Genomic DNA, 24,559 nt, shown 5'->3' on the forward strand with positions numbered 1-24,559 from the left:
GCCTTTTCAGAGTCTGGCAGGGCCCATCACGCGTCGGGCACTGCTCGCGAAAGGTTTTACATGCGTGCACCGAACGGTTCCCGAACAGGGCACAGCCGTGGAACGCAAACCAGTCGCCCCGGCAATCGTCGTGGCCCCTCCTCCCGGTCCCCCCGGCAGGCTTCCTCCTCCCATGAGTTCGCTCCCCCGGTTTCCACGACCCCCGGGCTGCCGCCGGCCAGCAGTTTCGCCGATCTGGACCTGCCCGCGCAGCTGCTCGGAGTGCTGGAGCGCCAGGGACTGAGCTCACCCTCCGCCATTCAGGCCGAGACCCTTCCGAACTCGCTCGCGGGGCGTGACGTCCTGGGGCGCAGCCAGACCGGCTCGGGCAAGACGCTGGCCTTCGGCCTGCCCCTGCTCGCCAAGCTGGAGGGGCGGACCGCCCAGCCGGGTCGGCCGCTCGCTCTGGTGCTCGCGCCGACACGCGAGCTCGCCCAGCAGGTCACCGAGGCCCTCGCCCCCTACGCGCGCTCGGTCCGGGTCCGGTCGACGACCGTGGTCGGGGGCATGTCCCTGTCCCGTCAGGCCCAGGCCCTGCGACGGGGTACGGAGCTGGTCGTGGCCACTCCGGGGCGTCTGCGCGACCTGGTGGAGCGGGGCGACTGCCATCTGGACCAGGTGGGCACCACCGTGCTGGACGAAGCCGACCAGATGACCGACATGGGGTTCATGCCCCAGGTCACCGCGATCCTCCAGCAGATCCCCGCCGACGGGCAGCGCATGCTCTTCTCCGCGACGCTGGACCGCAACGTCGACACCCTGGTCAGGCGCTTCCTCCACGATCCGGTCGTCCACTCCGTGGACCCGTCGGAGGGCGCGGTCTCCACCATGGAGCACCACCTCCTCCAGGTGACCCCCGCCGACAAGCGCAACACCGCGACGCACATCGCGGCACGGGACGGCCAGGTGCTCATGTTCCTGGACACCAAACGCGCGGTGGACTCCATGGCCAAGCACCTGCTCGCCAACGGCGTGAGGGCCGCCATCCTGCACGGCGGGCGGTCGCAGCCGCAGCGCACGCGCACCCTCAAGCAGTTCAAGGACGGCACGGTTACCGCGCTGATCGCGACCAACGTGGCCGCCCGCGGTATCCACGTGGACGGTCTCGACCTGGTGGTCAACATCGATCCCCCGGCCGACCACAAGGACTACTTGCACCGGGGCGGGCGCACGGCCCGAGCGGGTGCCTCGGGCAACGTGGTCACGCTCGTCCTGCCCCACGAGCGGCGGGAGATGACGCGGATGATGGACCGCGCCCGCATCGACGCGCACACCGTGCGTGTCAGCGCGGAGGACCCCGAGCTGGCTCGGGTGACCGGCGCACGTACGCCCTCGGGCGTCCCGGTCATCCTCCCCGCGGAGCCCAAGGCACGTACCCGTGCCCCCGGCTCGGCCACACGGGGCCGCCGCCGCCCGCGGCGCTAGAACTGATCCGCGAGGTGCCGCGAACGACGGGACCCGTAGGTGTATGGGGCCAGGACACGATCGTGTCCTGGCCCCTTCGTCGTCAGAGGGGCGGCGACCTCGATGACCGGGGAACATGTCGAAACCACAGCGTCCGCGAACCGATTCGGCCGCATGTCGACTCGTCGACGCGCGGACATGTCGTCCGCCCAGGTTCCGGTTATGGCTGGTCAGCGGGCTCGCTGAACACCGACAGTGCCCTATATCCAACCGACCGTTCGGTCAGGACATAGCCTCCGAGCTGCGAAAAGCGGGACCCACTGTAGAAAGTGGACTGAGTCACATGGCATTGTGTCCTGAGGCTCAGGCCGATGTCCTGTATCTCCCTTCTGTCGTATGGAGGGGGTGGGTGGCCCCGCCATCGCGGTCACCACGGCCAGGAGTCTGTGAGCGGACCCGACCCCCGGTCGGCAGAGAAATACGGAGCACCAATGGCAACTTCCGACCCAGCGGCCCCAGGGCCGGACGGCGCTATCACGACCAAGGAGCGGCGCCGCGTCCTCGCGGGCACCATGGTCGGCACCACCATCGAGTGGTACGACTTCTTCATCTACGCCCAGGCTGCGGGCCTGGTGCTCGCCCCCCTCTTCATGGCGCCCCTGTCCGAAGCCAGTCCGGCGCTGGCTCAGGTGTTGTCCTTCGCGACCATCGGCATCTCCTTCCTCTTCCGGCCGCTCGGCGCTATCGTCGCCGGTGCCCTCGGGGACAAGTTCGGCCGCAAGCGGGTGCTCGTCGCGACCCTCGTCATGATGGGCCTCGCCACCTGCCTGATCGGTGTGCTGCCCACCTACGCCCAGATCGGCGTGGCGGCACCCACCATCCTGATCCTCCTGCGCATCATCCAGGGCTTCTCCGCGGGTGGTGAGTGGGGCGGCGCCGCACTGATGTCGGTGGAGCACGCGCCGGTCGGCAAGCGCGGTTTCTTCGGCGCCTACCCGCAGATCGGCGTTCCCTGCGGCATGATCATCGCGACCTTCGTCGTCTGGGTGATCACCGCGGCCATCGGCACGGAGGCGTTCTTGGAGTGGGGCTGGCGCATCCCCTTCCTCCTGTCCTTCCTGCTGATCATCATCGGCCACCTGATCCGCCAGTCCGTGGAGGAGTCCCCGGTCTTCAAGCTCATGCAGGAGCGCAAGGCCAAGGCCTCCGCACCTCTGGGCCGGCTCTTCAGGAAGAACAGCCGGGAGGTCGTCCTCTCCGCGCTGATCTTCATCGCCAACAACGCGGCCGGCTACCTCGTCATCGCCTACCTGGCGACCTACGCCTCCCGACCGGTCGAGGACTTCGGCCTCGGTATGGAACGGGGCCCCGTGCTCCTGGCGACCACCCTCGCCTCGTTCGGATGGCTCATCTCCACGCTGTACGGCGGCATCCTGAGCGACAAGCTCGGCCGGGTGAAGACCTTCCAGATCGGCTACGTGCTGTTGGCCGCCTGGTCCGTGCCGATGTGGTTCATGGTCGACACCGGCAACATCTACATGTACTTCGCGGGAGTCTTCGTCTTCACGCTGACCCTCGGACTGAGCTACGGTCCCCAGTCGGCTCTGTACGCGGAGATGTTCCCCGCCGAGGTCCGCTACTCCGGCGTGTCCATCGGCTACGCCATCGGCGCGATTCTCGGCGGTGCCTTCGCGCCCATGATCGCCGAACTCCTGCTTACCGAGACCGGCTCCTCCTGGACGATCGGCGTCTACATCATCGTGGCCGCCGCGGTCTCCTTCGTCGGTGTCTCGCTGGTCAAGGAGCCCAAGGGCGTTGACCTGAACGTGGAGGACACCGAGCCCACGCCCACGCGGTAGGGCGCGTCCCCGCCGGGGCGACAGGTCGGGAAACCGGCTTGTCGCCCCCGCGCTTTGTCACCCTGTCGACATGCCGGTCGCGGCGGACGCGGACGCGCGTCCGGGCGCGGTCACCCGCCCCCGGACCCCGCCCGCTGCTGTGCCGGGCCCCTGCGGTTCCGGTCCAGCTCGTAGGCGGTGTTGACCAGGGCGATGTGGGACAGCGCCTGGGGGAAGTTGCCGATCAGCCGACCGGTGTCCGTGTCGTACTCCTCCGACAGCAGCCCCACGTCGTTGCGCAGGGACAGCAGGTGCTCGAAGATCTCCCTGCCCTCCTCGACGCGGCCCTGCATGATGAGGTTGTCGGCGAGCCAGAACGTGCAGGGCAGGAACACGCCCTCGCCCGGGGGAAGGGCGTCCACCCTCTTGCTCGTCTCGTCCATGGAGTAGCGCTGGACCAGGCCGTCGCGGCACAGCTCCCGCTGGACGGCGTCCACGGTTCCCCGCATGCGTTCGTCGTCGGCGGGGAGGAAGCCGACGGTGCTGGCCATCAGGAGCGACGCGTCCAGGGTCGAGGAGCCGTAGTACTGGGTCAGGGTCCGGCGTTCGGGGTCGTACCCGTTCTCGCACACGTCCTGGAAGATCTCGTGGCGCAGGCGCTTCCAGTCGTCCAGCGGCCCCTCCAGGCCGAACCTCTCGACTCCACTGACGGCACGGTCCGCGGCGGTCCACGCCATGATCTTGGAGTGGGTGAAGTGCCGCCGGGGCCCGCGCATCTCCCAGATCCCGTTGTCGGGCTCACGCCAGTTCGATTCCAGGAAGTCCATCAGGGAGCGCTGGAGATCCCAGGCCGGCTCCTGCGGCGGGATCCCGTGGGACCTGGCCTGGTGGAAGACGTCCATCACCTCGCCGTAGACGTCGAGCTGCCACTGCTGAGCGGCCTCGTTGCCCGTTCGCACGGGGCGTGAGCCCTCGTAGCCGGACAGCCAGCCCAGCTCCAGCTCGGGAAGCCTGCGCTCCCCCTCGATCCCGTACATGATCCGCATCTGCCCGGGTTCCCCGGCGACCGCGCGCAGCAGCCACTCGCGCCAGTTGGCCGCCTCCCTCTTGTACCCCGACTCCAGGAGCGCGAGCAGCGTCAGAGTCGCGTCGCGGATCCAGCAGTAGCGGTAGTCCCAGTTGCGCACGCCGCCGAGGTACTCCGGAAGCGAGGTGGTGGCGGCGGCGACCATGCCCCCGCCGGGCGAGTGCGTCAGGGCCTTGAGGGTGATCAGCGACCGGACGACCGCGTCACGGTACACGCCGTCGTAGCTGCACCTGGACGCCCACTCCCGCCAGATGCGGTCCGTGTGCGCGATGAGCGCGTCGGCGTCGACCGGTTCCGGTTCCGGGGCACGGGCCGGCGTCCAGGCGAGGCTGAAGTCCACGCTGTCCCCCGCGGCGACCGTGAACTCGGTGACGGGCCGGGCCGGGGCCAGGACATCGAACTCCACTCCGGAGTCCAGATAACAGCTGTCCGGGCCCGCGATGAGGTGCAGTCGCCGTCCGTCCTTGCGCACCCACGGGACGATCGATCCGTAGTCGAAGCGCAACACGGCCTCGGACCGCATGCGCACACGGCCCTCCACACCCTCGACCCGGCGTACCAGGCTGGTGTGGTCCGAGCCGAAGGGCATGCAGTCGACCACCCGGACCACCCCGTCCGCGCACCGGAACTCGGTCTCCAGCACCAGGCTGTCGGCGCGGTACCGCCGCGCTGACAGCCTGTGCTCCCCCGCGGGGGCCATGGTCCAGTGGCCGTTGCCGGAGTCGCCGAGCAGGGCGGCGAAGCAGGCGCTGGAGTCGAAGCGGGGCAGGCACAGCCAGTCGACGCTGCCGTCGGTACCGACCAGGGCGGTCGTCTCCAGGTCGCCCAGCAACGCGTAGCCCTCGATGGGGAGAGCCAACCCGTCACCCCCCTCCCGGCAGGAAGTCCTGCGCCTTGGACTTGACCCCCTGCTGGACCACCTCCCATGCCTCGGGGTCGCCCTTGGCCAGGGCCTTGGCCATGCTCTCCATCTGGTCCAGCGTCGCGTGCGGCGGGATCGGCGGGATGGTCGGGTCGGTGACGAACTCGACCACGCAGGGCCGGTCCGCGGCCAGCGCCCGCTCCCAGGCGCCCCGCACGTCCTCCGGGTCGTCGACCTTGATCCCCGCCAGACCGATGCTCTCCGCGAACCCCGCGTAGGGGAAGTCGGGGATGCGCTGCGAGGGCACGAACTGCGGCGAGTCGCCCATCGCGCGCAGCTCCCAGGTCACCTGGTTGAGGTCGCCGTTGTTGAGCACGGCGATGATGACCCGTGGGTCGGACCAGTCCTTCCAGTAGTGGCCCATGGTGATCAGCTCGTTGATGCCGTTCATCTGCATGGCGCCGTCGCCGACGAGCGCGATCACCGGCTTGTCGGGGTGGGCGAACTTCGCTCCCGTGGCGTAGGGCGCGCCCGGGCACATCGTGGCCAGGGTCCCCGACAGGGACCCGCGCATACCCTTGCGGAACTTCAGGTGCCGCGCGTACCAGTTGGCCGCCGAACCGGAGTCGGACGTCACCATCACGTCGTCGGGCAGCAGAGGCGACAGCTCGTGGAAGACGCGCTCGGGGTTGACCGGTGTGGCGTCGACGTGGGCGTGCCGTTCGAGGACCTGGTTCCAGCGCTGGACGTTGTCCTCGATCTTCTCCCGCCACGAGCGATCGGTCTTGCGCTCGACGAGCGACGACAGCATCCGCAGCGTCTCCGCGGCGTCGCCGACCAGGTTGCACTCGAACGGGTACCGCATGCCGACCATGCCCGGATCGATGTCGATCTGGACCGCGCGGGCCTGGTCGAACTCGGGCAGGAACTGGCTGTAGGGGAAGCTGGAGCCCACGACGAGCAGGGTGTCGCAGTCCCGCATCAGCTCGTAGGAGGGCCGGGTGCCCAGCAGCCCGATGGCACCGGTCCCGAAGGGCAGGTCGTCGGGAAGGACGTCCTTGCCCAGCAGCGCCTTGGCCACCCCGGCACCGAGCTTCTCGGCCATCTCGACGACCTCGTCCGCCGCTCCCCTGGCGCCCTGGCCCACCAGCATGGCGACGCGCTCACCCGAGTTGAGGATCTCGGCGGCCTGCGCCAGCCCCTCGGCGGACGGAGTGGACCGCGATTCGGGAATCCCGAGGCTGGAGGGCACCATCTTGAACTCGTGCTCGGGCGCCGAGTACGGCAGTTCCTGCACGTCCGCCGGGATGATGACCGCCGTGACCGTGTGCTTGCTCGCGGCGATCCGGAAGGCCCGGTCCAGCACGTTGGGCAGCTGTTCCGGAACGGTGACCATCTGGATGTACTCGCTGGCCACGTCCTTGTAGAGGGACATCAGGTCGATCTCCTGCTGGTAGGAGCCGCCCATCGCGCTGCGCGCGGTCTGACCGATGATCGCCACCACCGGGACGTGGTCGAGCTTGGCGTCGTAGAGGCCGTTCAGCAGGTGGACGGCGCCAGGTCCCGAGGTGGCCGCGCATACGCCCACCTTGCCGGAGAACTTGGCGTACCCGGTGGCCTCGAAGGCCGACAGCTCCTCGTGCCGTGACTGGATGAAGCGCGGCTTGTTGTCAGCTCGTTCCCACGCCGCTAGCAGGCCGTTGATGCCGTCGCCCGCGTAGGAGAAGACGTTATCGACCTCCCATTCCCTCAGACGCTTCAGTACGTAGTCGGACACCAGTTCCGCCATGGCCGCTTCCCTCCCGAGATCGACACCGTGTTCGGCACCGCGCTCGCGGCGCCCCCCGCCCGCTTCCGCGCAGGCGCGCTTTCGTCCCTCGTCCTTCGAACGCGGGGGTGCTTCGCTGGCGCGACTACCCCGCCCGCCGAGTTCGCATTCACCTCGGAGGTCATCAGCCGGTAATTCCTCCGCCACGTGTGGCGACGGCGGCGTTTGTCCGGCTTCCCGGTCGGTTAGTGGCGGTGTACGGTCCGCGGCCTCCGTGGCCACGGACCGCTCCTCTCGCGCTCCCACGTGCGACGGACCCGCACCACGTCGACGGAACGGACGACTGACATGGCCGTGGACCTGCCCGCACCCTCTCCCCGGCGGGGGATCGCGCCGACGGATGTCGACACCGAAGCGCTGTTTCGGGACCTCACCGCGCGGGTGGACGGAGAGATCCGCTTCGACCGGGGATCGCTCGCCACCTACTCGACCGCCGCCTCCAACTACCGGCAGGTCCCCATCGGGGTCGTCGTACCGCGGACGGTCGAGGCCGGAGCCGAGGCGGTGGCGGTGTGCCGTGAGTACGGCGCGCCCGTGCTGTCCAGGGGCGGCGGCACGAGCCTGGCCGGCCAGTGCAGCAACGTCGCGGTCGTGATCGACTGGTCCAAGTACTGCACGCGCGTACTCAGCGTCGATCCGGGCGCGGGCACCGCCGTCGTGGAACCGGGCATCGTGCTGGACGCCCTGGACTCCTATACGAGCGGGGTGCGGGACAGGATGGTCTTCGGACCGCGGCCCTCCACCCACAGCCACTGCACGATCGGCGGGATGATCGGCAACAACTCCTGCGGATCCAGTGCCCAGGCCTACGGCAAGACCGTGGACAACGTGATCCGGCTGGAGGTGCTGACCTACGACGGGTGCCGGATGTGGGTGGGGGCCACATCGGACGAGGAGTACGAGCGGGTCGTCGCCGAGGGAGGACGCCGCGCCGAGATCTACCAGGGCCTGAGGCAGGTGCGGGACCGCTACGCCATGGCCGTCCGGCGCAGGTTCCCCGACATCCCCCGCCGTGTCTCGGGATACAACCTCGACTCCCTGCTGCCCGAGAACGGGTTCGACCTGGCCGCGGCGCTCGTCGGCTCCGAGGGCACCCTGGCGACGGTCCTGCGTGCGGAGGTGCGCCTGGTCACCGAGCCCGCGGCCATGGCGATGGCAATGTGCGGATACTCCGACATCTTCGCCGCCGCCGACGCCGTCCCAGAGGTTCTGGAGCACGAGCCCTACGCCCTGGAGGGGCTGGACGACAAGCTGATCGGCTACGAGAGGCGCAAGCACCTGCACCCCTCGGCGGTGGCGCAGATGCCCGAGGGCTCGGGATGGCTGATGGTGCAGTTCGGCGGCGCCGACCAGGAGGAGGCGGCCTCACGGACCAGGGACTTCGTCGACGCCATGCGCGCCTCCGGCAGTGTGCTGGGGAGCCGTGTCTTCGACAGCCCCGACCGCCTGGCGGAGATGTGGAAGGTGCGGGAGGCCGGGCTGGGCGCCACGGCCCGGGTCCCGGACGAGCCCGACACCTGGGAGGGGTGGGAGGACTCCGCGGTGCCGCCGGACCGTTTCGGCGACTACCTGCGCGACCTGTACGCACTGATGGAGGCGTTCGGTTTCGCGGACCGCTCCTCGATGTACGGGCACTTCGGACACGGGTGCCTGCACACGCGCATCCCCTTCAACCTGCGCTCACGTGTGGGCATCGACGGCTTCCGACGGTTCGTCGAGCGCGCGGCCGACCTGGTGGTCTCCTACGGCGGATCGCTCTCGGGCGAGCACGGCGACGGCCAGTCCCGCGCCGAACTGTGGCCGAAGATGTTCGGCCCGGAGCTGATGCCCGCCTTCACCGAGGTCAAGCGGATCTTCGACCCGGACGACCGGATGAATCCCGGAAAGCTCGTCTCCCCGGGCGCAGGCGGTCCGGAGCGGCTCGACGAGAACCTGCGCCTGGGTACCGACTACCAGCCCGCGCGGACCGACACCTACTTCGGGTATCCGCACGACGACGCCGACTTCGGCAGGGCCGTGCTGCGCTGCGTGGGGGTGGGCCAGTGCCGCAAGGACAGCGGCGGCGTCATGTGTCCCAGCTACCGCGTGACACGGGAGGAGGAGCACTCCACCCGCGGACGCGCCCGGCTCCTCTTCGAGATGCTCGAAGGGGACGTGATCCAGGAGGGCTGGCGCTCGGAGGAGGTCAACGACTCCCTGGACCTGTGCCTGGCCTGCAAGGGGTGCAAGACCGACTGCCCCGTCAACGTCGACATGGCCACCTACAAGGCCGAGTTCCTCGCACACCACCACGCGGGCCGGCTGCGGCCCGCCGCGCACTACAGCCTGGGATGGCTGCCCGTGTGGGCCCGGGCCGCGTCCCTCGCCCCCGATCTGGTGAACGCGCTGAGCGCGGTCCCGTCCCTCACCCGCCCGGGCAAGCGGCTCGGCGGGGTGGCCGAGGAGCGGCCGGTGCCCGCGTTCGCCCCGGTCCGCTTCAGCGACTCCCTGCGTCGACGCGGTTCGAAGGACGGCGAGCGCGGTGAGGTGATCCTGTGGCCGGACACCTTCACCGACAACTTCCACCCGGCGGTCGGGGCGGCGGCCGTCCGCGTACTGGAGGCCGCCGGCTTCCACGTCAGGGTGCCGCAGCGGACCCTGTGCTGCGGGCTGACCTGGATCTCCACCGGCCAGCTGGGCGTGGCGCGCCGGGTGCTGAAGCGCACCGTCGCGGCGCTGCGCGACGACATCCGGGCGGGCACCCCCGTCGTCGGCCTGGAGCCCTCGTGCGCGGCCGTCTTCCGCGCGGACGCCCCCGAGCTGTTCCCGCACGACCAGGACGTCGAGAGACTGAGATCCCAGTTCTTCACGCTCTCGGAGTTCCTCCTCCGGTACGCGCCCGACTGGGAGCCTCCCCGACTGGGCCGCATGGCCGTCGTCCAGCGGCACTGCCACCAGCACGCGGTCCTGGGGACGGAGGAGGACAGGCGGCTGCTGGGACGTGCGGGCGCCGAGGTGGACCTCCTCGACGTCGGCTGCTGCGGCATGGCGGGCAACTTCGGTTTCGAGGAGGGGCACTACGAGGTGTCCATGGCCATCGCCGAAGCAGGGCTGCTGCCCGCGGTGCGCCGCGCCGACCCCGGCGCCCTCCTGCTGGCCGACGGGTTCAGCTGCCGTACCCAGATCGAACACGCCGACACCGGGCGCGGGGCAGTCCACCTCGCCGAGGCGCTGGACCTTTCCATGCGGGACGCGCTGCCGTCCCACCACCCGGAGCGGGCCGCGACCCGCTTCGCGTCCCCGCGCCGGGTTCCCGCCTATGACGCGGGCGAGATCCAGGAGGCGGCGGAGCGCGCGGGACAGCGCTCCAGCGGCGGGGGCCCCGGGGGGCGGGGACGCTCATGACCAGGGCACCCGACCCGGCCGTCACGGCGGTGGACACGGCCGTCTACACCGTTCCCACCGACCGGCCCGCGGCGGACGGCACCCTCACCTGGGACTCCACCACGATGGTGCTCGTCCACGTGAGCGGTGGCGGCCGCGAGGGGCTGGGATGGACCTACGGCCCCGCCGCCTGCGCCGCCGTCGTCCGCGACCTGCTCGCGGAGCACGTCAGGGGCCGTCCCGCGCTGGACGTGCCCGCTGCCCTGGAGGCCATGGTCCGCGCCGTGCGCAACGCGGGCAGGCCCGGAGCGGTCGGCTACGCCGTCTCAGCGGTCGAGACCGCGCTGTGGGACCTCAAGGCGCGCCTGCTCGACCTCCCCCTGTACCGGCTGCTCGGCGCCGTGCACCAGAGCGCGCCGCTGTACGGCAGCGGCGGGCTGACCAGCTACACCGACGACGTGTTGCGAGGACAGCTGGCGCACTGGGTGCACGAGCGGGGCTTCGACCGGGTCAAGGTCAAGATCGGGGAGTCATGGGGCAGCCGCGAGGGACGCGACCTGGAGCGGCTCCGCCTGGCCCGCGAGGTGGTCGGCCCCGAGACCGCGCTCTTCGCCGACGCCAACGGGGGATACACGGCCAAGCAGGCGATCCGGTTGGCCGCACCGATGGGCGATCTGGACGTGCGCTGGCTGGAGGAACCGGTCTCCTCCGACGACCTCGACGGGCTCCGGAGGGTCCGGGACGCCGTCCCGGCCGATGTGGCCGCCGGGGAGTACGGCTTCGACCTGGCCTACTTCCAGAGGATGTGCGCGGCCGGGGCGGTGGACTGCCTCCAGGCCGACGTCACCCGGTGCGGCGGCGTCCTGGAACTGCAACGCGCGGCCGCCGTGGCCGCCGCGCACGGCCTTGAGGTGTCCGGGCACTGCGCGCCCTACCTGCACCGACACGTGGCACTGACCCTGCCGAACCTGCGCCACCTGGAATGGTTCCACGACCATGTGCGCATCGAGACCCTCTTCTTCGACGGCACCGACCCGCCGTACGAGGGGACCCTGCGACCTGATCCCGACCGCCCGGGCCACGGCCTCATCCTTCGGGAGGCCGATGCCGAGCGCTACCGCACCGGCTGATCCCCTTCTCCGAGAGTGAGGGAAGGAGTGATAGATGTAACTCAGAGTGATTGTTTGATGGCGCCTCTGTCACCGCTGGGTGAAAGAGGCGGACGCGACCACGGTGGAGGAAACCATGTCCGAACAGATGCCATCCCAGGGCGAGACCAGCCTGTCCAGGCGGCCGGTCCGCCTCGCCGCGCTCATCGTCGGCATCGTCTTCCTGTTGGTGGGCCTGATGGGGTTCATCCCCGGCGTGACCACGAACTACGGCCAGATGCAGTTCGCCGGCCACGGCTCCGAGGCCCACCTGCTCGGGCTCTTCCAGGTGTCGATCCTGCACAACCTGGTCCACCTGGCCTTCGGCGTGGCCGGGGTGGCGATGGCGCGTACCGCGGCCATGGCGAAGCTCTTCCTCGTCGGCGGCGGTGTCGTCTACCTGGTGCTGTGGCTGTACGGCCTGGTGGTCGACCTCGACAGCGCGGCGAACTTCGTGCCGCTCAACAACGCCGACAACTGGCTGCACCTGGGACTGGGCGTGGGCATGATAGCGCTCGGGTTCGTCCTGGCACCCGTCGGCGGGGCCGCTAGGCGCTAACGCCGCCAGCGACACGCAGAACGGGCCCCGGGAGTCTCCCGGGGCCCGTTCGCGTTCTCACCTCGTGTCAGTGCCGGTCCAGCCATTCGTAGGCGGCACTGGCGGCGCAGGCGTAGACCGAATGGTGCAGCAGGTCCACCGCGATCTCCCCCGGCCCCCAGCGCCAGGCCGGGGGCGCGGTACCGGTGGTCGGAAGGACGACCTGCTCGCCGCCCCACACCAGTGCCAGGTGCGCCGCCGCCGCGGCGGGCCCGTGCAGCCCGGCGGCGCCGATCAGTCCTCGGACCGCTCCCCACGAGGTTCCGTAGCCCCAGTGGACCACGGTGTTGAACCTCTGCTCGCCCGAGGAGTCCCTGGGCCGCACGCCGAGCACCTTCCCCGCGGCGTCGGCGGGGGAGGAACTGCCTCCCCTGCCGCGCAGCCTCGCCTCGGCTGTGCTGGAGACCGTCATGGCGGCGGTGCCGACCAGACCGGCCAGCAGTCCCCTGCCCACGGCGGACGAGGTTCCCGCGAGCGCTCTCGTCGGTTTCACGCCGCCCACCTCAGCGCTCGACCCTGTGGCGCTGGTTGGGTACACAGTGGGTCATCGTCAGCCCCGACACGTCCCGGGTGCCGTTTCGGCCCAGGTTGGCCAGGCGCTGGCGGTCCTCGTCGGTCAGGGTCTGGCTCTGGAGCGGGTCCAGGTGCGCCACGTCCTCGGGTCCGATGCCCAGCCTCTTGCCGACGCGCAGTCCCAGGTCGTCCTCGACCAGGAGGAGGTGCCAGACCATCCGCTCCTGGATCGGCCGGTCGCACTGGGAGAACAGCGTCGCGAAGTTGTGCACGAGGTCGTCGCGCTCCCACTGTTCCATCAGCAGGTAGCGCTGCCCGGCCTGCTTGTAGTCGTTGGTGCGCACGATGCGCTTGCGGGTGAGCCTCCCCCGGATCTCCGGCCCCTGCTCGTCATGTGTGGGGTACTGCCCCTCGCGCAGACCGCCGGTGATGGACGGCTCGTAGTTGACGTGCGGGCTCTCCCCGTCCGTGTCCTGGTAGAAGGCCATCAGGCCGTCGCGCTGGTTGGTGTGCACGCTCGTGTTCTTGGCCTGGTTCACCGGCAGTTGCAGGTAGTTGGGACCCACCCGGTAGCGCTGTGTGTCGCTGTAGGAGAAGGTGCGGCCGACCAGCATCTTGTCGTCGGAGAAGTCCAGGCCGTCCACGAGCACGCCGGTGCCGAAGGAGATCTGCTCGTTCTCGGTGAAGTTGTTCGACACGTTGCGGTTGAGCACGATCCGGCCCACGGGCTTGGGCGGGAAGTCCTGCTCCGGCCAGGTCTTGGTGTCGTCCAGCGGGTCGAAGTCGAGCTCGGTGTGTTCCTCGTCGCTCATCATCTGTACGAGTAGCTCCCACTCGGGGTAGTCGCCCCGGTCGATGGCCTCGTGCAGGTCCTTGGTCGCGTGCCCGGTCTCGTCCGCCTGGACGTTGGCGGCGTCGGCCTCGGTCATGCTCCGTACGCCCTGCTTGGGCATCCACGTGTACTTGACCAGGACCGTCTCGCCCACGTCGTTGACCCACTTGTAGGTGTTGACGCCGAAGCCCTGCTGGTGCCGGTAGTCCGCCGGGATGCCGCGCGGGCTGAACAGGTTGACCAGCATGTGCATGCACTCGGGTGTCTGCGACATGAAGTCGAAGATGCGGTTCGGCTCCTGCCGGAAGGTCACCGGGTCCGGCTTGAGGGCGTGGATCACGTCGGGGAACTTGATGGCGTCGCGGATGAAGAACACCGCGAGGTTGTTGCCCACCAGGTCCCAGTTGCCCTCCTCGGTGTAGAACTTGATGGCGAATCCGCGCGGGTCGCGGTTGGCCTCGGAGGAGTCGCGGCCGCCGATGACGGTGGAGAAGCGCAGCGCGATGTCGGTGCGCTTGCCCTGGTCCTGGAGGAGCTTGGCCCGCGTGTAGCGGCTGATCGGCTCCTCGCCCCACTTGCCGTAGGCCTCGAAGTAGCCGAACGCGGTCACGCCACGCGCGTGCACCACCCGCTCAGGGATGCGCTCCCGGTCGAAGTGGCTGATCTTCTCCAGGAACTGGTAGTTCTCCAGAGTGGCGGGTCCCCGCTCACCGACCGTGCGCTGGTTCTGGTTGTCGTAGACGGGATGGCCCTGGCGGTTCGTGAGCACCTCGCGGTCGTCTCCCGGCGCCGACCCCTGGCTGGATACGTCGGTCATGTGACTGGTCCCCCCACCAAGTCGTCACGTTCGCTCTTCAGGCTTCCCCTGCCCACCGCCGTGTCCGGAAACCCACGGCAGAAGAAGTTCTTACCAAGTGCGGGCCGCGCGGAACCCTTTCTGACCAGGAGCTACGCGGAAGGGCCCGTCCAGGTGTTCCGACTGCGGTGTTTCACGTGAAACACCGCCACGCCGCACCTTCCCGCCGCCATGGGATCCCCACGGGTCCGCCACGGGCGGCGTGTCCTCGCCGACCGGCGAGGCTCCTCGCCGCACTGTGGAAACCCGTACTCATGGTCCTCGTGCCCGTGGGTAGCGGGATACCTGGAGACATCGACGGGCCCGGGGGCCGATGCGGAGGCGAGCATGGGGATACGCACGTGGATCGAGTCGTGGCCGGTCTACCGGCAGCTCACCGGCGAGGACCGGATGGGACTCGGAGCCGCCGCGAAGTCCGAACGGTCGGAGAACCTGGGGGCCCGCACCGAGAGCGCCGACAGGGTCGTGCAGTCGGTCTGCCCCTACTGCGCGGTGGGCTGCTCCCAGAACGTCTACGTCAAGGACGAGAAGGTCGTCCAGATCGAAGGGGACCCGGACTCACCGGTCAGTCGGGGGCGCCTGTGCCCCAAGGGGTCGGCCAGCCTCCAGCTCACCACCGGCTCCTCCCGCGTGGACAAGGTCCTCTACCGCCGTCCGTACGGGACCGACTGGGAGGAGCTCGACCTCGACACCGCCATGCGCATGGTGGCCGAACGGGTCGTCCGCACCCGGGACGAGACCTGGGAGCAGGAGCATGACGGACGCCGGGTGGCCCGCACCCTGGGGATCGCCAGCCTCGGCGGAGCCACACTGGACAACGAGGAGAACTACCTCATCAAGAAGCTCCTGACCGCGCTCGGCGTCATCCAGGTGGAGAACCAGGCCCGGGTCTGCCACAGCTCCACCGTCGCCGGGCTGGGCACGAGCTTCGGCCGCGGCGGGGCGACCATGTTCCTCCAGGACCTGCAGAACTCCGACTGCATCGTCATCGAGGGCTCCAACTTCGCCGAGGCCCACCCGGTCGGCTTCCAGTGGGTCATGGAGGCCAAGGCGCGCGGCGCGGTGGTCATCCACGTCGATCCCCGCTTCAGCCGCACAAGCGCCCTCGCCGACCTACACGTCCCCATCCGCGCGGGCACCGACATCGCCTTCCTCGGCGCGATCATCAACCACGTCCTCACCGAGGAGAAGTACTTCCGCGACTACATGCTCGCCTTCACCAACGCCGCGACGATCGTCGGCGAGGAGTTCCAGGACACCGAGGACCTGGACGGCCTGTTCTCCGGATTCTCGGAGGAGGACAAGAGCTACGACGCCAGCACCTGGAGCTACGAGGGGGCGGAGGTGGCCGCCGCCTCCGGCAACCGCAACCAGCTGTTCAAGGAACGGCTGGAGGAGTCCCTCGACACCAGCCGTGCCGGGCGTCCCGAACAGCAGGGCTCCGGCGGCGCGGTGATCCGGGAGGTTCCCCAGGAGGACCCGACGCTCACCGACCCCCGCTGCGTGTTCCAGGTCCTCAAGCGTCACTACTCGCGCTACACGCCGGAGATGGTCGAGGAGATCTGCGGTATCCCGCAGGAGACCTTCCGCAGGGTGTGCGACCACCTCACCAGCAACTCGGGTCGGGACCGCACCAGCGCGTTCTGCTATGCCGTGGGCTGGACCCAGCACACCGTCGGCTCCCAGTACATCCGTGCCGCCTCCGTCCTCCAGTTGCTGCTGGGCAATATCGGGCGCCCGGGCGGCGGTATCCAGGCGCTACGCGGACACGCCAGCATCCAGGGGTCCAGCGACGTGCCGACCCTGTTCGACCTGCTGCCGGGCTACCTGCCGATGCCGCACGCCCACGAGGAGCAGTCCCTGGACACCTACATTCTGGCCGCGGGTAACCCGCGCAAGGGGTTCTGGGACGGGATGCGGTCCTACACCGTCAGTCTGCTCAAGGCCTGGTGGGGAGAGAGCGCGACGGCTGACAACGACTACTGCTTCGACCACGTCCCCCGACTCACGGGGTCCCACAGCCACTACGACACCGTGATGGCCCAGATCGCCGGGGACTGCAAGGGCTACTTCCTCATGGGGGAGAACCCCGCCGTGGGGTCGGCCAACAGCCGGGCCCAGCGCATGGGCATGGCCGAACTGGACTGGTTGGTCGTACGCGACTTCTCACTGATCGAGAGCGCCACCTGGTGGAAGGACGGTCCGGAGATCGAGTCCGGGGAGAAGCGGCCCGAGGACATCGGTACCGAGGTGTTCTTCTTCCCCGCGGCGGCGCACACCGAGAAGTCGGGCACCTTCACCAACACCAACCGGCTGCTCCAGTGGCACGACCGGGCCGTGCTGCCCAGCGGGGACCAGCGCAGCGACCTCTGGTTCATGTACCACCTGGGCCGGATCACCCGCGAGATCCTCGCCGACTCCGACGACCCCAAGGACCGTCCGATCCTCGACCTGACCTGGGATTACCCGCTGGAGGAGGACGGTGAGCCCGACGCGGCCGCGGTCCTGCGGGAGATCAACGGCCACGACGCCGAGGGCCGCCCGCTCACCGTCTACACCGAGTTGCGAGACGACGGGTCGACGTCCTGCGGCTGCTGGATCTACTGCGGCGTCTTCAAGGACGGGGTGAACCAGGCGGCACGCAAGAAGCCCCACACCGAGCAGGACTGGATCGCCGCCGAGTGGGCGTGGGCCTGGCCGGACAACCGGCGCGTCCTCTACAACCGCGCGTCCGCGGACGAGAACGGCGAACCCTGGAGCCCCCGGAAGAGCCTCATCTGGTGGGACGCGGAACAGGGCAGCTGGGTCGGGCACGACACGCCCGACTTCGAGAACCGCAAGGCGCCCGACTACCGTCCGCCGGAGGGCGTCGAGGGGGTGGCGGCGCTGAGCGGCAGGGACGCCTTCATCATGCAGGCGGACGGCAAGGGGTGGCTGTACGCGCCCGCCGGACTGAACGACGGTCCGATGCCCACCCACTACGAACCGCAGGACACGCCGTTCGCGAACCCGCTGTACGGCCACCAGCGCAACCCGACCCGGCTGACGTACCCGCACGAGTACAACCGGTACCACCCCGCTCCCGGCACCCCGGGCGCGGACGTCTTCCCGTACGTGGTGACCACCTACCGGCTCACCGAGCACTTCACCGCGGGCGGGATGAGCCGGTGGACGCCCTACCTCTCCGAGCTGCAACCCGAGTTCTTCTGCGAGGTCGGCCCCGAGCTGGCCGAGGAGCGCGGCCTGGAACACGGCGGCTGGGCCACCATCGTCACAGCGCGAAACGCCATCGAGGCCCGGGTGATGGTCACGGACCGGATGGCCCCCCTGCGGGTGCAGGGGCGGGTGGTCCACCAGATCGGGATGCCCTACCACTGGGGGCCCAACGGGTACTCGACGGGTGACGCGGCCAACGAGCTGATGTCGATGTCCCTGGACCCCAACGTGCACATTCAGGAGGTCAAGGCGATCACGGCCGACATCCGGCCGGGCCGCCGCCCCAGAGGGCCCGAGCGCCTCGACCTGGTGCGGGAGTACCAGGAGCGGGCCGGAATCACGGAACAGACGGGACTGGAGGTGTGAGCGTGTCCTCAGAGAACGGCGGAGGCGAGAACCCCGAACGGGTCGGCTTCTTCACCGACACGAGTGTGTGTATCGGCTGCAAGGCGTGTGAGGTCGCCTGCAAGGAATGGAACATGGTCCCCGAGGACGGCCTGGACTTCACGGCCATGTCCTTCGACAACAGCGGAGGGCTCAGCGCCGACACGTGGCGCCACGTGGCCTTCATCGAGCAGCGCGAGCCCCTCGGCTTCCAGGACCCCGGCGGCGTCGGCCGTCCCGGCGCCGTAGACCTGGGCATGCCGTCCTTCGAGCTGCCCGGCGCCGCCACCGGAGCCGACGAACGGGGTGAGTTCCGCTGGCTGATGTCCTCGGACGTGTGCAAGCACTGCACCAGCGCCGCCTGCCTGGACGTGTGCCCGACCGGCGCCCTGTTCCGCACCGAGTTCGACACGGTGGTGGTGCAGGAGGACATCTGCAACGGTTGTGGGTACTGCGTCCCCGCCTGCCCCTACGGAGTCATCGACAAGCGTGAGGACGACGGTCGGGTCTGGAAGTGCACCCTGTGCTACGACCGGCTCGGCGACGGCATGGAACCGGCCTGCGCCAAGGCGTGCCCCACGGACTCGATCCAGTACGGCAACCTCGACGAGTTGCGCGAGCGCGCCGAGAAGCGCCTGGGTGACCTGCAGGAGGCCGGGGTGTCCTCCGCCCGCCTGTACGGCGAGGACCCGTCGAACGGGGTGGACGGCGCGGGCGCGTTCTTCCTGCTGTTGGACGAGCCCGAAGTCTACGGGCTGCCGCCGGACCCGGTGGTGACCACGCGGGACCTTCCGTCGATGTGGGCACACGCCGGTGTCGCGGCCGCCGCGTTGCTGGTCGGAGCGGCCGCGGCGTTTACGGGGAGGCGCTGATGAACACGTCGGACGTGACCAAGCAGGGCATGCGCGGGCAGCGCCCGGGCCGGGAGGCGATCACGGGGGCCGCGGACGTCGTCGGGGAGGAGCAGCGCCGCCAGCGCGGCGGCGGACGCCGCCGGAGGAGGGGCCGCGGTGAGCCCACCCGGGTGCCCGACGCCGAGTTCCGGTCCTACTACGGCAAGCCCGTCCTCAACCAGATCGTGTGGGAGGCCCCCGACATCGGCGGGTACCTGTTCCTGGGCGGGTTGGCCGGCGCCTCCTCGGTGCTCGCCGCGGGTGCCGAGATGACCGGACGTCCGGACCTGGCCCGGCCGCTGAAGTACACCGCCCTGGGTGCGATCTCCGGTTCCACGGCCGCGCTCATCCACGACCTGGGGCGGCCGGATCGCTTCCTCAACATGCTGCGGGTGTTCAAGCCGACCTCGCCGATGAGCGTCGGGTCGTGGATCCTCATGGCCTACGGTCCCCTCGCCGGGGTCGCCGCCGTGACCTCGGCCACCGGCTGGTTTCCGCGGACCGGCCGTGCCGCCACCCTCGGTGCCGGGGCGGTGGGTCCGCTGGTGGCCACCTACACGGCGCCGCTCGTCTGCGACACCGCCGTGCCCTCCTGGCACGACGGCTACCGGTACATGCCGTTCGTGTTCGCCTCCTCCGCCGCCGCGGCGGCGGGCGGGGCGGGCCTGCTCACCGCTCCCCTGGCGCAGAGCGGGCCCGCGCGCCGAGCGGCCGTGGGCGGTGCCCTGCTGGAGACGGCGCTCTCCAGCACCATGGAGCACCGGATGGGGCTGTCCGGCGAGCCCTACCGCGAGGGGAGGGCGGGTGCCCTCGTCCGCACCTCCAAGGCGCTCACCCTGGCCGGGGCCGCCGGCGCGGTCCTCGGCCGCCGCAGCCGCCTGGCCTCCGCGCTGAGCGGTGCGGCCCTGCTCGCGGGGTCGGCCTGCACCCGCCTGGGGGTCTTCTACGCCGGGAAGCAGTCCGCCGCCGACCCCAAGTACACGGTGGTGCCGCAGCGCCGCCGGATGGCCGAGCGGGAGGCCGCACGGGAGGGCGGAGGCGGAGCCGACGCCGTTCCCCCGGCGAGGGAGCCCGGGGACTGACGGGTCAGGCGTCGCGGACCTGGTCCGGACGGGAGACCACCGGGGGCTCCACCGACCAGGGGAAGTTGATCCACTGGTCGGTGTGCTTCCAGACGTACTCGCACTTGACCAGTGACTGCGGCTTCTCGTAGATCACGGCGCTGCGGACCTCGGCGACGTGCTCGGCGCAGAAGTCGTGGACGAGCTTGAGGGTTTTACCGGTGTCGGCCACGTCGTCGGCGACGAGGACCTTCTTGCTGCCGAGGTCGACCAGGTTGGGCACCGGAGGGAGCATGACGGGCATGTCGAGCGTGGTGCCCACTCCGGTGTAGAACTCCACGTTCATGACGTGCAGGTTCTTGACGTCGAGCGCGTACCCCAGGCCCCCGGCGACGAAGAGGCCGCCGCGAGCGATGGAGAGGATCATGTCGGGCTCGAACCCGTCGTCGGCGATCGTGTGGGCCAGGTCGCGGATCGCGGTGCCGAAGAGCTCATAGCTCAGGTTCTCGCGCTCGTCGCTCACGGAGTTCCCCCTCTTTTTCCCGGTGGTGTGGTGTGCGCTCCCGTCGGATTCCGCGCAGGTGGGGGAACCCGGGGCACCGCTTCATGCTAGTGCGGTGACCGCCTGGGTCGGGGCGCTCCCCGTCCAGGCGCCCGACAGCGATGACCTTGCCCGTACTGGCGACCTCGGCCGCCGACACTGCCAGTAGGGGCAAGATCATCCGGTGAACGCCCCACCCCGTCCGACGCGGCGCTCTGGCGACGTGTCACCCGGTACCAGAGGTACACCGCCGACACGGCCTCCTCGTGCGGTGGGTCGACGAGGACGGCGTCCTTCGACCACCTGTCCACGGTGTGCGGTGTTCTGGGTCACATGGTTGGACGAATTGCTCGAAAATCCCCGATTATGTGCGACGTTTTCTTGAACTTTTCGCCCATGTAGCGAACATATGGCAACAAACACCACCATGTGTCTGTACATATATTTCTGACACAGGAGGTTGGAAGCCATGGCTGATGACCGGGACCTTCTCCCCTCCGAGCAGCCGGTACGGCTGCTCGACGAGACCGGGAGCCCGGTGTCCGGGGCCGCCCTGCCGTTCCCGGGCCCGGAGCGGCTGCTGGCCGCGTACGCCTCCCTGGTGATCGGCCGCCGCGTCAATGACCAGGCCGGCGCCCTCGTGCGACAGGGCCGCCTGGCCGTCTACCCCTCCTCGCACGGACAGGAAGCCTGCCAGACGGGCGCGTCCCTGGCCCTGGCGGAGAGCGACTGGCTGTTTCCGACCTACCGAGACACCGCGGCCGTGATCGCGCGCGGGGTGGACCCGGTGGAGGTCCTCACCCTGCTCAAGGGCGACTGGCACGCGGGTTACGACCCCCACGCCCACAAGGTGGCGCCGCAGGCGACGCCGCTGGCCACCCAGCTGCTGCACGCGGTGGGCGTCGCGCACGCCGCGCGCCTGCGGGGTGAGGACACGGTGGCCATGGCGCTGTGCGGCGACGGGGCCACCAGCGAGGGCGACTTCCACGAGGCGATGAACTTCGCGGCCGTGTTCAAGGCCCCGGTGGTGTTCTTCGTGCAGAACAACGAGTACGCCATCTCCGTGCCCCTGGCACGGCAGAGCGCGGCCCCGTCACTGGCCCACAAGGGCGTCGGCTACGGGGTGAACGCCGAGCGGGTGGACGGCAACGACACCCCCGCCGTGCTCGCCGTGCTGGACCGTGCCGTGGCCGCCGCCCGGTCCGGAGGGGGACCCCAGCTGGTGGAGGCGCACACCTACCGGATGCAGGCCCACACCAACGCCGACGACGCGAGCCGGTACCGCAGCCAGGAGGAGGTCGACCCCTGGGAGGCCAGGGACCCGCTGCTGCGCATGGAGAGCTACCTCAGGAGGAAGCGACTGCTCACCAAGGCCCGCAAGGCCGAGATCACCGGGAAGGCGGAGGACGTGGCCACCGCCATGCGCGAGGGCGTATCGAAGGACACCGACCCCGAGCCCGCCGAACTGTTCGCGCACGTGTTCTCCACCCCCACGCCGCAGCTGGACGAACAGGCCGCCTTCCTGGCCGACGAACTGAGCAGAGAGGGCAACTGACATGGCGACCGACCCCACCAAGCTCTCCATGGCCCAGGCCCTCAACCAGGCCCTGCGCGACGCCATGACCGAGGATGAGACGGTGTACGTCTTCGGCGAGGACGTCGGCCCCCTCGGCGGGGTCTTCCGCATCACCGACGGACTCACCGCCGAGTTCGGCGAGGACCGCTGCTTCGACACACCGCTCGCCGAGGCCGGCATCGTGGGCATGGCCACGGGCATGGCGATGAACGGCATGCGCCCGGTGGTGGAGATGCAGTTCGACGCGTTCGCCTACCCGGCCTTCGAGCAGATCGCCAGCCACGTGGCCAAGACACGCAACCGCACCCGTGGCCGGGTCAGCCTGCCCATGGTCATCCGTGTCCCCTACGCGGGCGGTATCGGCGGTGTCGAGCACCACTGCGACTCCTCCGAGGCCTACTACGCGCACACGCCCGGCCTGACCGTGCTCACCCCGTCCACACCCGCTGACGCCTACTTCCTGATGCGCGAGGCGATCGCCTCCGACGACCCGGTCGTGTTCATGGAGCCCAAGAAGCTGTACTGGGGCAAGGGCGAGGTCGACCTGTCGACCCCCGAACCGCCCATCGGCAGGGCCGTGGTGCGCCGCCCCGGCACCGACGCCACCCTCATCGCCTACGGGCCGTCGGTGCCCACCGCGTTGGAGGCCGCCGAGGCCGCCGCCCAGGAGGGCCGCAGCCTACAGGTGGTGGACGCGCGCTCCCTGGTGCCCTTCGACGACGCCACCGTGTGCGAGGCGGTGCGCTCCACCGGACGTGCCGTCGTGGTCGCCGAGGCCAGCGGGTACGCCAGCGTCGCCTCGGAGATCACCGCGCGTGTGACCGAGCGCTGCTTCCACTCCCTGGCCGCACCGGTGCGCCGCGTCACCGGTTTCGACATCCCGTTCCCGCCACCGAAGCTGGAGCGCTTCCAGCTGCCGAGCGTGGACCGGATCCTGGATGCCGTCGACGACCTTCAGTGGGAGGACCAGTGACGACGCAGACCTTCGACCTTCCCGACCTGGGAGAGGGACTCACCGAAGCCGAGGTGGTGCGGTGGCTCGTCGCCGTCGGCGACACCGTGGCCGTCGACCAGCCGATCGTGGAGGTGGAGACCGCCAAGTCGATCGTGGAGGTCCCCTCGCCCTTCAAGGGCACGGTCAGTGCGCTGCACGGCGAGGAGGGCCGTGTCATGGAGGTCGGCAAGCCGCTGATCAGCGTGGCCGACGGCTCCGACGCCGCCGGGGGCGGACCCGCCGCCGCGCCGGCGTCGGCGGAGGGCGAGCGGTACCGCGAGGAGGAGCGCGCCGGAGCGGGATCGGGCAACGTGCTGATCGGCTACGGCACGCCGGAGACACAGGGCTCCGGGCGCCGCCGCCGTCCGCGCGGCCGCCCGCCAGCGGTCCCGGCTCAGCCCGCCGTGCCCGCCGCCGCCCCCGGGGACGGCGCGCCGTCCCCGAGCGTCACGCGTCCCCCGCTGGTGACCTCGCCGCTGGTGCGGCAGATGGCACGCGAGGCCGGACTGCGCATCTCCGAGGTCGACGGGAGCGGACCGGGCGGGCTCATCACCCGGCGCGACGTGCGCGCCGCCATCGAGGCGGCCCGGGCTCCGGCCGGACCCGCCGCGGAGCGCACGCGGGACGAGCCCGCCTCCGCCACGCGGCCCGAGCCCGTCCCGGCTGGTGCCGTGGACACGCGCACGGGGCTGGTCGAATCCCAGCGCGTACCCATGAGCGGGTTCCGCAAGAGCGTCGCCGCGTCGCTGTCCCGCAGCCGCAGCGAGATCCCCGAGGCGACCGTCTGGGTGGACGTGGACGCGACCGAGCTGGTCCGTCTGCGCCAGTCCGACCCGTCCGGACCCGGCTTGCTGTCCTACGTGGCGAGGTTCGTGCTCGCCGGTCTGCGCGCCTACCCCGAACTCAACGGGTTGGTGGACACCGAACGCGGTGAACTCGTGCAGTACGACGGCGTGAACCTGGGCCTGGCCGTGCAGAGCGACCGGGGCCTGGTCGCTCCGGCGGTCATGGGCGCGCACCGGCTCACCACCCTGGAGCTCGACGCGCGGATCAGGCGGCTCACCGCCGCCGCCCGGGAGGGGAAGGCATCCTCGGCCGAGATGACCGGCGGTACCTTCACCCTCAACAACTACGGGTCGCTGCGGGTGGACGGCAGCGCCGCCATCATCAACCACCCGCAGGTGGCGATCCTCGGCCTCGGCAGAATCCTGGACCGGCCGTGGGTCGTGGACGGCGAGCTGACCGCACGCAAGATCACACAGCTGTCGTTCGCCTTCGACCACCGCGTGTGCGACGGCGGGGCCGCCGCCGGCTTCATGCGCGTGGTCGCGGACGCCATGGAGAACCCGGCCGCGGCCATCGCCCGCCTGTAGGCGCGGGCCACCCAGAACGAGCGCCCCGGGGAGTCGGCACCCCGGGGCGCTTCCCGTTCGTTGACGCACCTGCGCACGTGGTGCGTCCGGGCAGTGTGTTCGCTGCCCCGGTACCCCGCCGCTCGTGAGCTTGACCGTGACGCGGGGACCGGT

At 70.1% G+C, this 24,559-nt stretch carries 16 protein-coding genes; 11 read left to right on the forward strand and 5 right to left on the reverse strand.

The features are described 5' to 3' along the window. The first annotated feature begins 60 nt into the window (after positions 1-60). Both AC0T5L_RS23335 and AC0T5L_RS23340 read left to right on the forward strand, forming a co-directional pair. Complete coding sequence (locus tag AC0T5L_RS23335; RefSeq protein WP_476167618.1) at positions 61-1,464, forward strand: DEAD/DEAH box helicase; 1,404 nt, start codon at positions 61-63, stop codon at positions 1,462-1,464. 470 nt (positions 1,465-1,934) lie between these two features. Further along, complete coding sequence (locus tag AC0T5L_RS23340; protein WP_476167619.1) at positions 1,935-3,302, forward strand: MFS transporter; 1,368 nt, start codon at positions 1,935-1,937, stop codon at positions 3,300-3,302. 110 nt (positions 3,303-3,412) lie between these two features. Here AC0T5L_RS23340 and AC0T5L_RS23345 read toward each other — a convergent pair whose 3' ends face one another. Beyond that, positions 3,413-5,227, reverse strand: a complete 1,815-nt coding sequence (locus tag AC0T5L_RS23345; protein WP_476167620.1) for a glycoside hydrolase family 15 protein — start codon at positions 5,225-5,227, stop codon at positions 3,413-3,415. A 4-nt stretch (positions 5,228-5,231) separates the two neighbouring features. Beyond that, the gene (locus AC0T5L_RS23350) at positions 5,232-7,019 is read right to left on the reverse strand and encodes a thiamine pyrophosphate-requiring protein (RefSeq protein WP_476167621.1); all 1,788 of its coding nucleotides are present in this window, start codon (positions 7,017-7,019) and stop codon (positions 5,232-5,234) included. A 327-nt stretch (positions 7,020-7,346) separates the two neighbouring features. Here AC0T5L_RS23350 and AC0T5L_RS23355 point away from each other — a divergent pair, with 327 nt between their 5' ends. From AC0T5L_RS23355 to AC0T5L_RS23365, 3 genes are all read left to right on the forward strand, one after another. Continuing rightward, the gene (locus AC0T5L_RS23355) at positions 7,347-10,442 is read left to right on the forward strand and encodes an FAD-binding and (Fe-S)-binding domain-containing protein (protein ID WP_476167622.1); all 3,096 of its coding nucleotides are present in this window, start codon (positions 7,347-7,349) and stop codon (positions 10,440-10,442) included. Further along, positions 10,439-11,551: an enolase C-terminal domain-like protein gene (locus tag AC0T5L_RS23360; protein ID WP_476167623.1), complete on the forward strand. Its 1,113-nt coding sequence runs from the start codon at positions 10,439-10,441 to the stop codon at positions 11,549-11,551. Before AC0T5L_RS23355 ends, AC0T5L_RS23360 begins: the two co-directional genes overlap by 4 nt. Positions 11,552-11,666: 115 nt before the next feature. Then, positions 11,667-12,128, forward strand: a complete 462-nt coding sequence (locus AC0T5L_RS23365) for a DUF4383 domain-containing protein (protein WP_476167624.1) — start codon at positions 11,667-11,669, stop codon at positions 12,126-12,128. 67 nt (positions 12,129-12,195) lie between these two features. On the opposite strand, the gene AC0T5L_RS23370 is transcribed toward AC0T5L_RS23365, so the two are convergent. Both AC0T5L_RS23370 and AC0T5L_RS23375 read right to left on the reverse strand, forming a co-directional pair. After that, a complete protein-coding gene (locus AC0T5L_RS23370; RefSeq protein WP_476167625.1) occupies positions 12,196-12,660 on the reverse strand; it encodes a hypothetical protein in 465 nt (154 codons plus the stop codon). Between the two features lie 10 nt (positions 12,661-12,670). Further along, a complete protein-coding gene (locus tag AC0T5L_RS23375) occupies positions 12,671-14,329 on the reverse strand; it encodes a catalase (protein ID WP_476167626.1) in 1,659 nt (552 codons plus the stop codon). Positions 14,330-14,695: 366 nt separating this feature from the next. Here AC0T5L_RS23375 and fdh point away from each other — a divergent pair, with 366 nt between their 5' ends. From fdh to nrfD, 3 genes are read left to right on the forward strand one after another with little or no spacing between them, the layout of a single operon-like run. Then, complete coding sequence (fdh, locus tag AC0T5L_RS23380) at positions 14,696-17,950, forward strand: formate dehydrogenase (RefSeq protein WP_476167627.1); 3,255 nt, start codon at positions 14,696-14,698, stop codon at positions 17,948-17,950. After that, positions 17,947-18,840: a 4Fe-4S dicluster domain-containing protein gene (locus AC0T5L_RS23385; protein WP_476167628.1), complete on the forward strand. Its 894-nt coding sequence runs from the start codon at positions 17,947-17,949 to the stop codon at positions 18,838-18,840. Before fdh ends, AC0T5L_RS23385 begins: the two co-directional genes overlap by 4 nt. Then, positions 18,840-19,943: an NrfD/PsrC family molybdoenzyme membrane anchor subunit gene (nrfD, locus tag AC0T5L_RS23390; RefSeq protein ID WP_476167629.1), complete on the forward strand. Its 1,104-nt coding sequence runs from the start codon at positions 18,840-18,842 to the stop codon at positions 19,941-19,943. Before AC0T5L_RS23385 ends, nrfD begins: the two co-directional genes overlap by 1 nt. Positions 19,944-19,947: 4 nt before the next feature. On the opposite strand, the gene AC0T5L_RS23395 is transcribed toward nrfD, so the two are convergent. After that, the gene (locus AC0T5L_RS23395) at positions 19,948-20,445 is read right to left on the reverse strand and encodes a phosphoribosyltransferase (RefSeq protein ID WP_476167630.1); all 498 of its coding nucleotides are present in this window, start codon (positions 20,443-20,445) and stop codon (positions 19,948-19,950) included. A gap of 487 nt (positions 20,446-20,932) precedes the next feature. On the opposite strand from AC0T5L_RS23395, the gene pdhA reads away from it, so the two are divergent. The 3 genes from pdhA to AC0T5L_RS23410 are packed head-to-tail and all read left to right on the forward strand — an operon-like array spanning position 20,933 to position 24,406. Beyond that, entirely contained in the window at positions 20,933-22,018 is a 1,086-nt protein-coding gene (gene pdhA, locus AC0T5L_RS23400) for a pyruvate dehydrogenase (acetyl-transferring) E1 component subunit alpha (protein ID WP_476167631.1), read from the forward strand. Between the two features lies 1 nt (position 22,019). After that, positions 22,020-23,012, forward strand: coding sequence for an alpha-ketoacid dehydrogenase subunit beta (locus tag AC0T5L_RS23405; protein WP_476167632.1), 993 nt, complete (start codon positions 22,020-22,022; stop codon positions 23,010-23,012). Further along, entirely contained in the window at positions 23,009-24,406 is a 1,398-nt protein-coding gene (locus tag AC0T5L_RS23410; RefSeq protein WP_476167633.1) for a dihydrolipoamide acetyltransferase family protein, read from the forward strand. The genes AC0T5L_RS23405 and AC0T5L_RS23410 overlap by 4 nt, the downstream gene beginning before the upstream one ends. Positions 24,407-24,559: the final 153 nt, after the last annotated feature.

This window comes from Nocardiopsis sp. TRM 82005, assembly GCF_056312425.1.

Excerpts from the sequence above, each read along its gene's own strand:
- nrfD (WP_476167629.1), top strand. The coding sequence starts at position 18,840 with ATGAACACGTCGGACGTGACCAAGCAGGGCATGCGCGGGCAGCGCCCG.
- AC0T5L_RS23365 (WP_476167624.1), top strand. The coding sequence starts at position 11,667 with ATGTCCGAACAGATGCCATCCCAGGGCGAGACCAGCCTGTCCAGGCGG.
- AC0T5L_RS23360 (WP_476167623.1), top strand. The coding sequence starts at position 10,439 with ATGACCAGGGCACCCGACCCGGCCGTCACGGCGGTGGACACGGCCGTC.
- AC0T5L_RS23355 (WP_476167622.1), top strand. The coding sequence starts at position 7,347 with ATGGCCGTGGACCTGCCCGCACCCTCTCCCCGGCGGGGGATCGCGCCG.
- AC0T5L_RS23375 (WP_476167626.1), bottom strand. The coding sequence starts at position 14,329 with ATGACCGACGTATCCAGCCAGGGGTCGGCGCCGGGAGACGACCGCGAG.
- AC0T5L_RS23335 (WP_476167618.1), top strand. The coding sequence starts at position 61 with ATGCGTGCACCGAACGGTTCCCGAACAGGGCACAGCCGTGGAACGCAA.
- AC0T5L_RS23350 (WP_476167621.1), bottom strand. The coding sequence starts at position 7,019 with ATGGCGGAACTGGTGTCCGACTACGTACTGAAGCGTCTGAGGGAATGG.
- fdh (WP_476167627.1), top strand. The coding sequence starts at position 14,696 with ATGGGGATACGCACGTGGATCGAGTCGTGGCCGGTCTACCGGCAGCTC.
- AC0T5L_RS23340 (WP_476167619.1), top strand. The coding sequence starts at position 1,935 with ATGGCAACTTCCGACCCAGCGGCCCCAGGGCCGGACGGCGCTATCACG.
- AC0T5L_RS23405 (WP_476167632.1), top strand. The coding sequence starts at position 22,020 with ATGGCGACCGACCCCACCAAGCTCTCCATGGCCCAGGCCCTCAACCAG.
- pdhA (WP_476167631.1), top strand. The coding sequence starts at position 20,933 with ATGGCTGATGACCGGGACCTTCTCCCCTCCGAGCAGCCGGTACGGCTG.